Below are 14,929 nucleotides of genomic sequence, written 5' to 3' on the forward strand. Positions count from 1 at the left end.
CTTGACGAATCGAGCCGATTTTGAAGTGTCAACCATCTCCCCGAACACCCGTCAGCTATGTCCCCGGGCTGAACACTTCGCTCGCAATGACGTCGGAGTCCGGATAGGAGTTCTGCAATGCGCGTGATCAACGTCGCCGCCGCCCAGATGGGACCGATTCAGCGCGCTGACAGCCACGAGGCGGTCGTCGCGCGCATGATCGCACTGATGGACGAGGCCAAGCGCAAGGACGCCGACCTGATCGTCTATCCGGAGCTGGCGCTGACCACGTTCTTTCCACGCTGGTACATGGAGGATCAGGCCGAAGTCGACAGCTGGTTCGAGAGCGAGATGCCCAATGCGGCCGTGCAGCCGCTGTTCGATCGCGCCGCGCAGCATCAGATGGCCATGTATCTCGGCTATGCCGAGCTGACACCGGACGGGCACCACTACAACACGGCAGTTCTCACCGACCGCGCCGGCAACATCGTCGGCAAGTATCGCAAGGTGCATCTGCCCGGCCACGAGGAGTTCGAGCCGGAGCGCAGCCACCAGCATCTGGAGAAGCGCTATTTTGAGCCGGGCGATCTCGGCTTTCCCGTCTGGCGCAGTCTCGATGGCATTATCGGCATGGCGATCTGCAACGATCGCCGTTGGCCGGAGACCTATCGTGTCATGGGGCTGCAGGACGTCGAGCTGGTGCTGATCGGCTATAACACGCCGTCGGTGAACTCATTGAAATCGGCCGAGGGACTGCAGCAGCGCCTGTTCCACAACCGGCTCTCCGCGCAGGCCGGCGCCTATCACAACTCGTGTTGGGTCGTCGCGGTCGCGAAGGCCGGCGTCGAGGACGGTCATCACCTGATCGGCGGCAGCCTGATCGTCAATCCCGACGGCGAGATCGTCGCGGAGGCGGTGACGGAAGGCGACGAGGTGCTCGTGGTGCCGTGCGACATGGATGCGACGCGCTTCGGCAAGCAGACGATCTTCGATTTCGCCAGGCATCGCCGCGTGGAGCATTACGGGCTGATCACCAGCCGCACCGGCGCGGTGCCGCCGGAGTGAGGCAGGAGAGAGAGTGGGCCTGACCACGCTGATCAGCAGTTGCATTGTCAGGCACGAGCGCCGCTACACAAACAGTGTCGTCCCGGCGAACGCCGGGACCCATACCGCGGAAGCTATCGAGGAACGGAGCTGACAGTTGCCTGCCTCACGTCGGCCGGCGGCTATGGGTCCCGGCTCAAGGCCGGGACGACAGCGGAGTGTGAGATGGCCGGCCGGGCAGGTCCGTGCAGGGGCAAACGACGGATGTGCGAACCACTCACCCCGCAAACGCCACCGCGCCGAGCGCCATGGTCACTGCGGCCTGGGTCGGATCGATCACCGGAATTCCCAGCGCGTCCTCCAGGTTCTTGCGATGCCGTGCCATGCCGGCGCAGCCCATGACGATGGCACCGGCGCCGTCCTCCTCCTTCAGCGCGCGGCCGACAGCAATCATCTTCGCCAAAGTACCTTCGCCTGAAGCCGTCTCCGCCACGGTCATGTCCAGCGGGCGCTCCGCGGCCAACCGATCCATCAAGCCCATCTGGCGGAGATAGCGGATGTGGCGGCGGATCGAGCGCTGCGCGATGGCGAGCACGCCGAACGTATCGGCGCGGGTCAGCGCGGTGAGCACGCCGCATTCGGCGATGCCGAGCACCGGCCGTGCCGTGGCCTCGCGGCAGACATGCAGGCCAGGGTCGCTGTAGCAGGCGATCACGAACGCGCTGGATGCGTTGTCGCCCTCGACGAAACGCCGCAGTGGCAGGGTGACGCTGTCGGCATCCTTCTGGCTCTCGATGCCGTATGGACCTTCCTTCAAGGTCTCGCAGACGATCTCCGGCCCGTCGGCGAACATCAGCGGCTGCAGCGCCGCCGCCAAGCCGTCGGTGACCACCTGGTTGGAGTTCGGATTGATCACGGTGATGCGCGGGCGGGACATGGGAGCTACCTGCTTCTTCAGTGTTGACGGCGCGTGACAGGCAACCACTATGCCACGGCTGACGCAATGGGGCCGATGCGGTCACCTCGCGTCCACGGCGTTCCATCTGGCAGAACTAGGAGATCGCGATGACCGAGCCGGCCTATGACCTGATCATCCGAGGCGGGCGCGTCGCCACCACCACCGATACGTTCGAGGCCGATGTCGCCATCACAGGCGAGACCATCGCGGCGATCGGCCGCGGCCTCGGCCGGGCCAGGCGGGAGATCGATGCGCGCGGCAAATATGTGCTGCCCGGCGGCGTCGACAGCCATTGCCATATCGAGCAGCTCTCGGCGGCAGGGATCGTCAATGCCGACACGTTCGAGAGCGCCACCACGTCGGCCGCGTTCGGTGGCACCACGTCCGTGATCTCCTTCGCGGCCCAGCATGTCGGCATGCAGTTGCCCCAGGTGGTCGAGGACTATCACGCGCTGGCGCGCAAGGGGGCCGTGATCGACTACGCGTTCCACATGATCGTCGCCGATCCGACCAGGGAGACGCTGGAGCGCGACCTGCCGGCGCTGATCCGCCAGGGCCACGGCTCGATCAAGATCTTCATGACCTACGACCGGCTCAAGATCGACGACGAGCCGCTGCTCGACATTCTCGTCGCCGCGCGCGAGGGCGGCGCCATGCTGTGCGCGCACGCCGAGAACCATGGCATCCTCTCCTGGATGGTGAAGCGGTTGCTGTCGCGCGGCTACACCGCGCCGAAATACCACGCCATCAGCCACGCGCGGTTCTCCGAGGCCGAGGCGTTCAACCGCCTGATCGGCATGGCCGCCCTCGTCGATCAGCCGATCATGATCTTCCACGTCTCGACCGCGGAAGGTGCGAAAGTGATCCGGGATGCGCGCGGGCAGGGGCTGAAGGTGTTCGCGGAGACCTGTCCGCAGTACCTGTTCATGACGGCCGAGGATCTCGACAAGCCCGGCATCGAGGGCGCGAAGTGGATGTGCAGCCCGCCGCCGCGCCGCGCGCCCGACCAGGAGGCGCTGTGGCAGGCGCTGTCGCTCGGCGATTTGCAGACCATCTCCTCCGATCACGCGCCGTATCGCTTCGACGAGACCGGCAAGCTGCGCGCCGGCCCCACCCCCAACTTCAAGCAGATCGCCAACGGCCTGCCGGGCCTGGAGTTGCGGCTGCCGCTGCTGTTCGATGCGATGGTGTCGAAGGGCCGGCTCGGCCTCAACAAATTCGTCGAGCTCACGGCGACGGCGCCGGCCAAGATCTACAATCTGCATCCGAGGAAGGGCGCGATCGCGATCGGCGCCGATGCCGACATCGCGCTGTGGGATCCGGACAAGCACGTCACGATCAGCGATGCCGCCATGCACGATCTCGCCGGCTACACGCCGTTTGCGGGGCGCAGCGTGCAGGGCTGGCCGGTGACCGTGCTGTCGCGCGGCCGCGTCATCATTGACAACGGCAGACTGTCGGCCGCGCCCGGCTCCGGCCAGTTCCTCGCCCGCAGCGGCGGCGAGGCTGCGAAGCCGACGGGGCGCCTGGTCGCGGATATGGACCCGGAGCAGAATTTTGGGGCGAAGCTGCTCTAGACGCGAAGAGCTGTTGGAGTAGCTGATCATGTTGACGCGGTCGCTCCGCTCTCCGCCGTCATGCCCGGGCTCGACCCGGGCATCCACGTGCTTCCCGGGATGCCGCCGGACGTGGATGGCCGGGACGGCGCCAGGCCATGACGTGGGGCGAGAGCTGAATGCCCTTCGTCGATCGCTGTCCAGGCGAGGACCTCCTTGATGCATGTCCTGATCTTCGGCGGCGCCGGCTTCGTCGGGCTCAACATCGCGCAAGGGCTGCTCGAGCGCGGCCATGCCGCGACGATCTTCGACGCAGCGGCTCTGCCGAACGCGGCGGAGCGCGCCTTTGCGCCGTATCGCGAGCGTCTGCACCTCGTGCAGGGCGACGTCACCGATGTGAGCGCTGTTGCGGCCGCGATCGCCGGCGGCTGCGATGCCGTTGTCATGGGCGCCGCGATCACCGCCGGTCCGGAGCGTGACGCATCCGACCCCGAGCGCATCCTCGCGGTCAATCTGCTGGCGCAGGTGCCGATCCTGCAGGCGGCGCGGCGCAGCGGCATCCGCCGCGTCATCAACCTGTCCTCGGCGGCGTCCTACGGCGCCAGCGGTCAGCGCTTTGCCGTGCTGGAGGAGAGCACGCCGTGCGAGCCGGTGTCGCTCTATGCGATCAGCAAGTTCGCCTCTGAGCGCGTCGCGGCGCGGCTGTCGGACCTGTGGCAAACCGACGTGATCAGCGTGCGTCTGTCGGCCGTGTTCGGCCCGTTCGAGCGCGGCGGCGGCGTGCGCGACACGCCATCGCCGCAGGCGCTGATCGCGGCCTGTTGCGCGCGCAATGCGCCGGCGCTGCTGAACGAGCCGGGCGACAAGGACTGGGTCTATGCGGTCGACGTCGCCGACGCCGTCTACCGGTTGCTGGAAGCCGAGAGGCCGCAGCACACGCTCTACAACATCTCCATCGCAGCCACGTTTACAGCCGAGGCCTGGGGCCGCGCCTTCGCGCAAGGCCGCCCCGGCTTCGTCTGCCGGCTCGCGGAGCAGGGCGAGACGCCGACGGTGACGGTGTTCGCGCCGAACCGCGGCCGGCTGTCGACGACGCGACTGGCCGAGGAGTTCGGCTGGCGCGCGCGCTTCGACTGCGCGGCATCGGCCGAGCATTTCGGCCGCTGGTTCGATCAGTACGGGAGAGACTGAGATGAGGCTCAAGGCGAAGGTCGCGGTCATCACCGGCGGCGGCTCCGGCATCGGCCGCGCCAGCGCCGTCATGTTCGCGCGCGAGGGCGCTTATGTTGCGCTGGTCGACCGCGACGCGGCAGGCGCGGAGGAAACCCTGTTGCTCCTGGCCAAGGCCGGAGGCGAGGGCCGCGTGTATGTGGGCGATGTCGGCGATGCGGATTTTGCAAAGGCGACGGTCGAGAGCGTGGCAGCCGCGCGCGGCCGGCTGGATGTGCTGATGACCGCTGCCGGCTTCTCCTGCGGCGGCACCGTGGTCACGACCGATCCCATGGATTGGGACGCGGTGTTCCGCGCCAATGTCGGCGGCACCTGGCTGTGGGCGAAGGTCGCGGTGCCGATCATGCAGAAGCAGAAGGCCGGGTCGATCATCACCGTGGCATCGCAGCTTGCGGTCGCCGGCGGCAAAGGCAATAGCGCCTATATCGCCGCCAAGGGCGCGATCATCAGCCTGACCCGCACCATGGCGGTCGACTTCGCTACCGACGGCATCCGCGTCAATGCGCTGGCGCCGGGTGCGATCGACACGCCGCTGCTGCGCCGGAGCTTTGCGCGCCACGTCGATCCGGAGCCGGTGCGCGAGGCCTCGCGCCAGCGACACGCGATGAAGCGCTTTGGCGCGGCCGACGAGGTCGCGGCCGCCGCGCTGTTCCTGGCCAGCGACGAGGCGTCGTTCACGACCGGCATCGTGCTGCCGGTGGATGGCGGCTGGCTCGCGGCGTAGCTCAACGCCTGGCCGTGCCGGACTTCCGATCGCGCCCGCGCAAAATGTCCGCAAGCGCGGCCGCGTTGCGAGACAGCGGCTCGAAGCGAGGCGTCAGGAGATACGCGCGCATCGGAATCTTCGGTGCGAGTGGCCGTGCCGCGAGGTCGGGCCAGGCGCGGCCGCGCAGCACGAATTGGTCGACCACGGCAAGGCCCGCGCCGGCGCGGGCCATGGCGCAGGCGTCGGGCGTGTAGCGCACGATCGTGGTCGGCTCCGGGCCGCCGGCCAGGGCCGACGTGACGATGTGACCATAAGGCGTCTGCGGGCCGAAGCCGACCAGCGGATAGGGCAGCATGTCCTTCGGCCTGATGCTGCGCAGCCTCGTCAGGGCATGGTCGGCCGGCATGATCACGTGCAGCGCGCCCTCCGCGATCGTCTCGACCGCGACTGTCGGCTCGTCGACCGGCAGCACAGTGATGCCGAGATCGGCGCGGGCTGTGCCGACGCGGCTGACGATCTCCAGCAGGGTCAACGATTCGAACTCGACGCGCAGATCTGGAAAGCGGCCGCGCAGCCGCGCCAGCGCCTCCGGCACCATGCTGTGGGCCGCGCTCGGGCTCGCCACCACGCGGATGGTGCCCGTGCCGCCGGCGCGCAGCTCGTCGGCGAGGTCGTTGACGCGCGCGACGCCGCGATGGACGTGCTCGACCTCCGCGAACAACCGCTTGGCCTCCGGCGTCGGCTGCACCCGGCCGCTGATGCGCTCGAACAGCTTGAGCTTGAGGCCATCCTCGGTATAGGCCAGCAGCCGGCTGATCGCGGGCTGCGACACCGAGAGCAGCCGCGCAGCGCCGCTGATCGAGCCCGTCATCATAATCGCGCGGAACCCTCGATCTGGCGCAGATTGAGCGGCATGCGACCTCTTGTCTCGCTGTGGATGGCTGTCGACTCTAGCCGCCGCTGCCGCCCCATAACAAGCTGTTATGGGCGGCGGACAAATCGGTATGGTCGGTGCCGGACCTGCTTTGCTAAGCTTCGCGTGCCGGGTGACATGACTGATGGAGAGAGCGTGAGCGACAGCGAGCGTTTCGATCGCGATTGCGCGTGTCAATTCCGGTGCCCGGCATGAGCGATGGCCTCGCCGCGCTGACGGCCCAGGTCCGTGGCGATCTTGCCAGGATCGCCCATCCCAGCATGCCATGGCTGATGCCCGTCGTCGGTCCCGATGGCCGGCCTGCGCGCGATGTGCTGATCGTCGGCGGCGGCCAATCGGGTCTTGCCACCGCCTTCGCGCTGCTGCGCTCGCGCGTCAGCAACGTTCTCGTGCTCGACAAAGCCGAGGCAGGCCGCGAAGGACCGTGGCTCAGCTATGCGCGCATGCCGACCCTGCGCAGCCCGAAGGACTTCACCGGACCCGATCTCGACATCCCCTGTCTGACCTATCAGGCGTGGCACGAGGCGAAGTTTGGCGGCGAGAGCTGGCGCAATCTTGATCTGATTCCGCGCGAATATTGGGCAGACTATCTCGCCTGGTATCGCGAGGTGCTCGACCTTCCCGTGCGCAACGGCTGCGAAGTCGTCGATATCGCACCGGCCGCTGACGGACTGCTGCAGGCGACAGTGCGCAGCAAGGATGGTGAGACGACGATCTATGCCCGCAAGATCGTGCTGGCGACCGGGCAGGAGGGGATGGGCGATTGGAGCATTCCGGAGCCGCTGCGCCATTTGCCCGCAACGCGCTGCGCCCATTCCGGCGCCGAGATCGATTTCGACAGCTTGCGCGGCCGCCGCGTCGCCGTGATCGGGGCCGGTGCCTCGGCGTTCGACAATGCGGCGGCTGCGCTCGAATCCGGTGCGAACAGCGTCGATCTGCTATGCCGCCGCGCGGAAATCCAACTGATCCAACCCTATCGCTGGCTGACGTTCCGTGGTTTCCTGCGGCATTTCTCCGAACTCGACGACGTCTGGCGCTGGCGTTTCATGCGCGCGGTCCTCGAGTTGCGCGAGGGCTTTCCGCAGCACACCTATGATCGCTGCGCCCGTCATGCTGCGTTCCACCTGCATGAGGGCGCGCCTGTGCTGATCGCGTGCGAAACGTCAGAGGGAGTCGTGCTGCGGACACCGCAAGGCGAAGTCACAGTCGATTTCGTGGTCAGCGCGACGGGCATCTCGATGGACTTCGCAAAGCGTCCGGAGCTGCAGCGCTTTGCCGCCAACATCGCGCGTTGGTGCGATCGCTACACGCCCGATGCCGGCGAGCGCAACGACCGGCTTGGCGCCTTTCCCTATCTCGCCGAGGACTATGCGCTGTGCGAGCGTGTGGCTGGCCGGACGCCGTGGATCCGCGACGTCCATGTGTTTGCCATTGCCTCGACGATGAGCTTCGGCGCGTCGGGATCTTCCATCAATGCAATGACCACCGCGGTGCCGAAGCTCGTGCATGGGCTGACGCGCGGGCTGTTCAAGGCCGACATCGACAAGCATTGGGCCAACTTCCAGGCCTACGATGTGAAGCAGGCCGAGGTGCGCCGTGGCACGTGATTTGCTGCTGAACTCCCATCTGATGCGCTCCCATCTGATGCGCTTCCATCTGATGTGCTTGCGTCGCCGGTGACCGCTGGCAGGGTATTTCAGTCCCGGATTTTGAGACCAATGAGGGAACAAGGGCGATGAGTTTCGAGATGTCCAAACGTTCGTTGTTCGCTGTGACCGCCTTGCTCGCGGTGATGCTGGCTGCGCCATCGGCGCATGCGCAGAGCCGCGCCGAGACTCTGCGCTATGTCACCGGTGCCACCGTCAACACGCTCGATCCGAACATTCCGGGCTCGACGCGCGAGGCCTTCGCGCTGTCGATGTCGAGCTACGACCGGCTGGTGTCGTTCGGTCGCAAGCAGCTCAATGGTAAGTGGGTGTTCGATCTCGACACGATCACCGGCGAGCTCGCTGAATCCTATCAGGTCAGCTCTGACGGTTTGAAGATCACCTTCAAGCTGCGCCCCGACGCCAAGTTCCAGGACGGCTCGCCGGTGACGGCCGAGGACGTCAAATGGTCGCTCGACCGCTGCGTCACCGCGCCAATCCTCGGCAAGGCGCAACTGCTGACGGGCTCGCTGACGTCGGCCGATCAGTTCAAGGTCATTGATCCCCTGACGTTCGAAGTGACCTTGCCGAAGCCGGACAAGCTGGCGCTGCCGAATCTCGCGACCGTCTATCCGATCATCATCAACTCCAAGCTCGCCAAGGCGCATGCGACGGCCGAAGACCCATGGGCGCTGAACTGGACCAAGGAGAACGCGGCCGGCAGCGGCGCCTACATCGTCGAGAGCTTCAAGCCCGGCGAGCAGGTGATCGCCAAGCGCAACGAGGCCTGGAATCGCGGCACGCCGGACAAGCCGGCGGCGTTCAAGCGCCTGATCATCCAGTCGGTGCCTGAACCGGCGACGCGCGCCAACCTCGTGGAGCGCGGCGACGCCGACCTCGTCATCGACCTGCAGGCGAGCGACGTGCAGTCGCTCGAAGGCAAGGGCAAGCTGAAGGTGATCTCGACGCCGCAATACAACGCGGTGACCTTCATCTCGATGAACAACGCCATCCCGCCGTTCGACAACGCCGATGTGCGTCGCGCCATCGCCTACGCGCTGCCCTATGACGACATGTTCAAGGCGGCCTTGTTCGGCCGCGGCGCGCCGCTCTACGGCGCGACGTGGGCCGACGGCAAGCCGCCGAGCGGCGGCTATCCGATCCCGCAGCCGATCAAGCTCGATCTGGAGAAGGCCAAGGCCTATCTGAAGGACGCCGGCATGGCGGACGGCTTCTCCACCACCTTCAGCTTCAATGTCGGCCAGGCGGCGACCGCCGAGCCGATGGCCGCGCTGGTCAAGGAATCGCTCGCCAAGATCGGCATCAAGGTGGACATCCAGAAGCTGCCGGATGCGCAGATGTCGACCGCGATCAACGAGAAGAAGCTGCCGTTTTTCACCGAAGGCATCGTCGCCTGGCTGCCCTCGACCGACTATTTCTATCGCAACTTCTACACGGGCAAGCAGCGCTGGAATTATTCCTCGACTGACAATGCCGAGCTGGAGAAGATCGCGCAGGAGGCGCGCTTTGAGGCCGACAAGGCGAAATATGAGGAGCAGGGCAAGGCGCTCAACGCCATCCATTTCGACCAGATGTTCCAGATCCCGATCTGGCAGGCGGCGCAGGACGCGGTGATGCAGCCCACGGTGGACGGCTACGTCTACCAGTTCACGCGGCAGGTCGATTATCGTAACCTGAGTCGCAAGTAACGGGGACGGCTGATAACCATGGGCACGATCGGCGCAACCTTGGCTCGGGCGGGACGACGCTTCGTCTCGTCGCTGCCGGCGCTGTTCGGGGTCCTGGTCTTCACCTTCCTGCTGATGCGCGTGCTGCCGGGGGATCCGGCCGTGTTCTTTGCCTCCGGCCCCAATGCCGGCCAGGAGGAGATCGAGGTCATCCGCCGGCAGCTCGGGCTCGACAAGCCGCTGCCGAACCAGCTCGCGATCTATCTCTACGACGTCGGCCGCGGCAATCTCGGCCGCTCGATGATGACCGGGCAGGCGGTCGCCAAGGATCTCAAGGAGCGGCTGCCGGCCTCGCTCGAATTGACCCTGACGGCGCTGCTGATCGCGCTGGTGTCGGCGGTGCCGCTCGGCGTGCTGGCTGCGCTGCGGCCGGGCTCGCTGGTCGATCACGGCGTGCGGCTGTTCTGCTCGCTCGGCGTCTGCGTTCCGACCTTCGTCTCCGGTCTGCTGCTGATCTACGTGTTCTATTATCTGCTCGGCCTGGCGCCGGACCCCACGGGCCGCATCGATATCTTCGCCACGCTGCCGCCGTCGCGGACCGGCTTCCTGATCATCGACTTCCTGCTCGCCGGCGATGTCGAGGGCTGGTGGGCGGCGGCCCGGCAGCTGATGCTGCCGGCACTGACCATGGCGCTGTTCGTGATCGCGCCGCTGGCGCGGATCACCCGCGCCTCGATGCTGGTGTCGCTCGGCAGCGACTTCGTGCGTACGGCGCGCTCGGTCGGGCTGTCGTGGTGGCGCATCGTCGTCACCTATGCGCTGAGGAACGCGATCCTGCCGGTCATCACCATCGCCGGGATCGTGTTCTCGACCATGCTCGGCGCCAATGTGCTGGTGGAGAAGGTGTTCTCCTGGCCCGGCGTCGCCTCCTACGCGCTCGATGCGCTGCTGGTCTCCGACTACGCGCCGGTGCAGGGCTTCGTGCTGCTGATGGCGACGATCTTCGTGATCGTCAATCTGCTGGTCGATGTACTCTATGGCATCGCCGATCCCAGGGCGACGGTGGCGTGAGCATGAGCACGATCGAGGCCTCGTCGACCCTGCGCCACACTGCCTTCGTGCTGCGCGGCAATCCGGTCACCGCCGTCGCGGCTGGCGGTGCGCTGCTGCTGGCGCTGATCGCGATCTTTGCGCCGTGGCTCGCGCCCTATGATCCGGTCGTCTCCGACGTACCGCAGGCGCTGCAGCCGCCGAGCGCGGCGCACTGGTTCGGCACCGACCAGCTCGGTCGCGATGTGCTCAGCCGCCTGATCGTCGCGAGCCGGCTCGACCTCACGATCGCGGTGACGGCGGTTGCTGTGTCCTTCGCGATCGGCTCGGTCGTCGGCGCGCTCTGCGGCTATGCCGGCGGCCGGCTCGACAAGGCGGTCGGCCGCTTCGTCGACGTGCTGATGGCGTTCCCGCTGTTCGTGCTGGCGATGGCGATGGTCGCCGCACTCGGCAACCGGGTCGAGAACATCGTGATCGCGACCGCGATCATCAATCTGCCGTTCTACATCCGCTTCGCCCGCGCCGAGGTGAACATCCGCCGCAACCTCGGCTGGGTCGAGGCCGCGCGTGCCTGCGGCGAGAGCCATGTCGCTGTCGTGCTGCGCTTCCTGTTGCCGAACGTGCTGCCGGCGATGGCGGTGCAGATGTCGCTCAATCTCGGCTGGGCGATCCTCAATGCCGCGGGCCTCTCCTTCATCGGCCTCGGCGTCAAGCCGCCGACGCCGGAATGGGGCATCATGGTCGCCGAGGGCGCCCGCTTCATCTCCACGGGGCGCTGGTGGCTGGTGGCGTTTCCCGGACTTGCGCTGATGAGCGCGGTGCTGTGCTTCAATCTGCTCGGCGACGGCCTGCGCGATATCCTCGATCCCCGGATGCGCACATGACGGGCGAATTGAAGATGATCAGCGTGGCGCATCCGAGGATGAGAACGTGAGCGCACCGCTGCTCGAGGTCGAGAACCTCAAGGTCTCCTTCTCCACCCGCCGTGGTATCGTCGAGGCCGTGCGCGGCGTGTCCCTGTCGCTCGCACCGGGTGAGATGCTTGGCCTCGTCGGCGAGAGCGGCTCCGGCAAATCGGTGACCGGCTTTGCCATCACCCATCTGCTCGACAAGGCCGGCCGCATCACCGGCGGCCGGATCCGCTTCAAGGGCCAGGACATCACCCGCGCCGGCGGCGCCGATCTGCGCAGCCTGCATGGTGCTGCGATGGCGATGATCTTCCAGAACCCCCGCGCGGCGCTCAATCCCATCCGCACCGTCGGCCAGCAGATTGCGGATGCGATCCTTGCGCATAGACGGCTGTCGCGGCAGGAGGCGCAGGCCGAGGCGCTGCAACTCTTGAAGGCCGTGCAGATCCGCGATCCCGAGCGGCGCATGAGCGCCTATCCGCATGAGCTCTCCGGCGGCATGTGCCAGCGGGTGATGATCGCGATCGCGATCTCCTGCAGCCCGCAGCTGCTGATCGCGGACGAGCCGACCACCGGCCTCGACGTCACCACGCAGAAGGTGGTGATGGACCTGCTCGCTCATATCGCCGCCGACCGCGGCATGGCGACGATCCTGATCACGCATGATCTCGGGCTGGCCGCGCGCTACTGCGCGCGCGTCGTGGTGATGGAGCAGGGCAGGCTGGTCGAGGAGGCCGAGCCGCTCACGCTGTTCCATCGGCCGCAGCACCCCTACACCAAACGGCTGGTCGCGGCGTCGCCGACGGCGACCTCGCGCATTGAGGATCTGGTGCCGGACGGCGAGCGCATTCCGTTGGTCGCGGTGACGGAGCTGCCGCCCCCGCCGCACGGCACGCCGCTGCTGCTCGACGTCAGGACTGTCAGCAAGCGTTTCGACGACGGCACCGTGGGCGTCGCGGACTTCTCGATGACCATGCGCGGCGGCGAGAGCGTCGGCCTGGTCGGCGAGAGTGGTTCCGGCAAGAGCACGACGTCGCGCATGATCTGCCGGCTGATCGATGCCAGCGCCGGCGAGATCCTGTTCGACGGCCAGTCGATCGGCCAGATCCCGGCGCGCGACTTCCACCGTTCCGAGCTGCGCAAGGACATCCAGATCGTCTTCCAGGATCCGAACGACAGCCTCAATCCGCGCTACACGGCGTTCGACTGCATCGCCCATCCGCTGCTGCGACTGATGAACATGCGCTCAGGCGACAGACTGCGCCGGCGGGTCGAGGAGTGCGCCGAGCGTGTCGGCCTGCCGCGCGAGCTGCTGTCGCGCTTTCCGCATCAGCTCTCTGGCGGGCAGAAGGCGCGCGTCGGAATCGCCCGCGCCATCGCCTGCCGGCCGCGTCTGCTGGTGCTGGACGAGCCGACCGCGGCGCTCGACGTCTCCGTGCAGGCCGTGGTGCTGCAGCTCCTGAACCGGCTTCGGCGCGAGGACAACCTCGCCTTTCTGTTCGTCAGCCACGATCTCAATGTCGTGCGCATGATGTGCGACCGCACCATCGTGCTGCGCACAGGCCTCATCATCGAGCAGGGCGAGAGCCGGGCGCTGTTCGCCAATCCGCAGACCGACTACACGCGCGAGCTGGTCGATGCCGTTCCGCATATCGACCCGCCGATGGCGCTGGCACCGGCCTGATCCTCACCCATAACAATCGATTATGGATGGCGGACAACTTGGTATTGGGGCCGCGATCGGCGGAGCTGCTAGTTTGTGCGCATCGCCATCTCAGGTCATCAAAGGGTTGGATCGCGCGTCATGACGGTGCTGATCGAAAGGCTGCAGAGCGCCGTCGGCGCAGCGCATGTTCTCGTCGCAGCCGAAGATCAGGCGCCGTATCTGCGCGACTGGCTGGGCAAGTATCGTGGCGCTGCCATCGCCGTCGTGCGTCCTGCGTCGACGGCAGAGGTCGCCGCGGTCATGGCGGCCTGCGCCGAGGCCCGCGTCGCCGTGGTGCCGCAGGGCGGCCACACGAGCCTGTCCGGCGGCGCGACACCCGATGCGAGCGGCGGAGCGATCGTGCTGTCGCTGGCGCGGATGAACCGCGTCCGCGCGCTCGATCCCATCGGCCAGACCATGGTGGTCGATGCCGGCGTCGTGCTGGCGAAGGTGCAGGAGGCCGCCGGCGCGGCCGGCCTGCTGTTTCCACTCAGCCTCGGGTCCGAGGGGAGCTGCACCGTCGGCGGCAATCTCGCGGCCAACGCCGGCGGCGTCGCCGTGTTAAGGTATGGCGTGATGCGCGAGCTGACTCTCGGGCTCGAAGTGGTGCTGCCGGATGGCCGCATCTGGGACGGGCTGCGCAGCCTTCGCAAGGACAACACCGGCTATGCGCTGCGCGATCTCTTCATCGGCTCGGAAGGCACGCTCGGCATCATCACTGGCGCGGTGCTGAAACTGTTTCCGCAGCCGACCGCGCGCGCCACGGCCTTCGTCGCGCTCGCCGATGCGGCCGCCGCGCTGGAGCTGCTGCGGCTGTCACGCGCCCATTGCGGCGATCGCCTGTCGGCGTTCGAGTTCCTGACCGCGGCGACGCTGGAGATGATCCTGCGGCAGATGCCGGACACGCGGCTGCCCTTCGCGGCGCTGCCTGAGGCCGCCGTGCTGATCGAGCTCAGCGACATCGGCGACGAGCGCGCGCTGACCACGCGGTTTGAAACCGCGCTGGGGGAGGCGATGGCGCAGGGCCTCGTCGCCGACGCCGTCGTCGCGCAGGACGGCACGCAGGCGAAGGCATTCTGGCGCGTGCGCGAGAGCGTGTCGGAGGCGCTGGTGCGCGAGGGCAAGGCGTTGAAGCACGACATCGCCGTGCCGGTCGCCGAGATCGCCGATTTCGTCGACGTCATGGACGCGGCGGTCGGCGCGGCGCTGCCCGGCATCCGCCCGATGGTATTCGGCCATCTCGGCGACGGCAATCTGCACTACAATCTGATGCGTCCGCTGGCGATGACCGAGGACGCGTTCTACGCCCACGGCCCGCGCATCACACGCCTCGTGCATGACGAGATCACCCGCCGCCGCGGCTCGATCAGCGCCGAGCACGGCATCGGCCAGCTCCGTACATCCGAGATGCCGCTGTGCAAGCCGCCGCTCGAGCTAGAGCTGATGCAACAGCTCAAGCGCACGCTCGATCCGCATGGGCTGATGAACCCGGGCAAGCTGCTGCCGGGTACGTGAGGCAAACTCT

At 67.1% G+C, this 14,929-nt stretch carries 12 protein-coding genes; 10 read left to right on the plus strand and 2 right to left on the minus strand.

Annotation, left to right across the window (positions count from 1 at the left end; all coding sequences use genetic code 11):
* The first annotated feature begins 117 nt into the window (after positions 1-117).
* Entirely contained in the window at positions 118-1,044 is a 927-nt protein-coding gene (locus QW863_RS33650; RefSeq protein ID WP_315718167.1) for an N-carbamoyl-D-amino-acid hydrolase, read from the plus strand.
* 256 nt (positions 1,045-1,300) lie between these two features.
* Here QW863_RS33650 and QW863_RS33655 read toward each other — a convergent pair whose 3' ends face one another.
* Entirely contained in the window at positions 1,301-1,960 is a 660-nt protein-coding gene (locus QW863_RS33655) for an aspartate/glutamate racemase family protein (RefSeq protein ID WP_315718169.1), read from the minus strand.
* 128 nt (positions 1,961-2,088) lie between these two features.
* Between QW863_RS33655 and hydA the strand changes: the two genes are divergently transcribed.
* The 3 genes from hydA to QW863_RS33670 all read left to right on the plus strand — a co-directional run bounded on the left by hydA (position 2,089) and on the right by QW863_RS33670 (position 5,491).
* On the plus strand, positions 2,089-3,558 hold the full coding sequence (hydA, locus tag QW863_RS33660; protein WP_315718170.1) for a dihydropyrimidinase: 1,470 nt from the start codon (positions 2,089-2,091) through the stop codon (positions 3,556-3,558).
* A 198-nt stretch (positions 3,559-3,756) separates the two neighbouring features.
* Positions 3,757-4,728 (plus strand): NAD(P)-dependent oxidoreductase, encoded by a 972-nt coding sequence (locus QW863_RS33665; RefSeq protein WP_315718171.1) that lies wholly within the window; start codon positions 3,757-3,759, stop codon positions 4,726-4,728.
* A 1-nt stretch (position 4,729) separates the two neighbouring features.
* Positions 4,730-5,491: an SDR family oxidoreductase gene (locus tag QW863_RS33670; RefSeq protein WP_315718172.1), complete on the plus strand. Its 762-nt coding sequence runs from the start codon at positions 4,730-4,732 to the stop codon at positions 5,489-5,491.
* A gap of 1 nt (position 5,492) precedes the next feature.
* Here the strand turns inward: QW863_RS33670 and QW863_RS33675 are convergent, their stop codons facing one another.
* Positions 5,493-6,344, minus strand: coding sequence for a LysR family transcriptional regulator (locus QW863_RS33675; protein ID WP_315718173.1), 852 nt, complete (start codon positions 6,342-6,344; stop codon positions 5,493-5,495).
* A 254-nt stretch (positions 6,345-6,598) separates the two neighbouring features.
* Between QW863_RS33675 and QW863_RS33680 the strand changes: the two genes are divergently transcribed.
* The 6 genes from QW863_RS33680 (at position 6,599) to QW863_RS33705 (ending at position 14,919) form a co-directional block, all read left to right on the plus strand.
* Entirely contained in the window at positions 6,599-8,014 is a 1,416-nt protein-coding gene (locus QW863_RS33680) for an NAD(P)/FAD-dependent oxidoreductase (RefSeq protein WP_315718174.1), read from the plus strand.
* Between the two features lie 128 nt (positions 8,015-8,142).
* A complete protein-coding gene (locus QW863_RS33685) occupies positions 8,143-9,762 on the plus strand; it encodes an ABC transporter substrate-binding protein (protein ID WP_315718175.1) in 1,620 nt (539 codons plus the stop codon).
* 18 nt (positions 9,763-9,780) lie between these two features.
* On the plus strand, positions 9,781-10,812 hold the full coding sequence (locus tag QW863_RS33690) for an ABC transporter permease (RefSeq protein WP_315718176.1): 1,032 nt from the start codon (positions 9,781-9,783) through the stop codon (positions 10,810-10,812).
* A 2-nt stretch (positions 10,813-10,814) separates the two neighbouring features.
* Positions 10,815-11,675 carry an ABC transporter permease gene (locus tag QW863_RS33695; protein WP_315718177.1) on the plus strand — a complete coding sequence of 287 codons (861 nt, stop codon included), beginning with the start codon at positions 10,815-10,817 and terminating at the stop codon, positions 11,673-11,675.
* Positions 11,676-11,721: 46 nt separating this feature from the next.
* Positions 11,722-13,383 (plus strand): ABC transporter ATP-binding protein, encoded by a 1,662-nt coding sequence (gene nikE / locus QW863_RS33700; protein ID WP_315718178.1) that lies wholly within the window; start codon positions 11,722-11,724, stop codon positions 13,381-13,383.
* 120 nt (positions 13,384-13,503) lie between these two features.
* The gene (locus QW863_RS33705; protein WP_315718179.1) at positions 13,504-14,919 is read left to right on the plus strand and encodes an FAD-binding oxidoreductase; all 1,416 of its coding nucleotides are present in this window, start codon (positions 13,504-13,506) and stop codon (positions 14,917-14,919) included.
* Positions 14,920-14,929: the final 10 nt, after the last annotated feature.

Origin of the sequence: Bradyrhizobium sp. SZCCHNR1017 (genome assembly GCF_032381375.1) — a bacterium.
Taxonomy (GTDB): domain Bacteria; phylum Pseudomonadota; class Alphaproteobacteria; order Rhizobiales; family Xanthobacteraceae; genus Bradyrhizobium.

Coding starts and splice junctions, on each gene's coding strand:
- QW863_RS33650 (WP_315718167.1), top strand. CDS start 118: ATGCGCGTGATCAACGTCGCCGCCGCCCAGATGGGACCGATTCAGCGC.
- QW863_RS33655 (WP_315718169.1), bottom strand. CDS start 1,960: ATGTCCCGCCCGCGCATCACCGTGATCAATCCGAACTCCAACCAGGTG.
- hydA (WP_315718170.1), top strand. CDS start 2,089: ATGACCGAGCCGGCCTATGACCTGATCATCCGAGGCGGGCGCGTCGCC.
- QW863_RS33665 (WP_315718171.1), top strand. CDS start 3,757: ATGCATGTCCTGATCTTCGGCGGCGCCGGCTTCGTCGGGCTCAACATC.
- QW863_RS33670 (WP_315718172.1), top strand. CDS start 4,730: ATGAGGCTCAAGGCGAAGGTCGCGGTCATCACCGGCGGCGGCTCCGGC.
- QW863_RS33675 (WP_315718173.1), bottom strand. CDS start 6,344: ATGACGGGCTCGATCAGCGGCGCTGCGCGGCTGCTCTCGGTGTCGCAG.
- QW863_RS33680 (WP_315718174.1), top strand. CDS start 6,599: ATGAGCGATGGCCTCGCCGCGCTGACGGCCCAGGTCCGTGGCGATCTT.
- QW863_RS33685 (WP_315718175.1), top strand. CDS start 8,143: ATGAGTTTCGAGATGTCCAAACGTTCGTTGTTCGCTGTGACCGCCTTG.
- QW863_RS33690 (WP_315718176.1), top strand. CDS start 9,781: ATGGGCACGATCGGCGCAACCTTGGCTCGGGCGGGACGACGCTTCGTC.
- QW863_RS33695 (WP_315718177.1), top strand. CDS start 10,815: ATGAGCACGATCGAGGCCTCGTCGACCCTGCGCCACACTGCCTTCGTG.
- QW863_RS33705 (WP_315718179.1), top strand. CDS start 13,504: ATGACGGTGCTGATCGAAAGGCTGCAGAGCGCCGTCGGCGCAGCGCAT.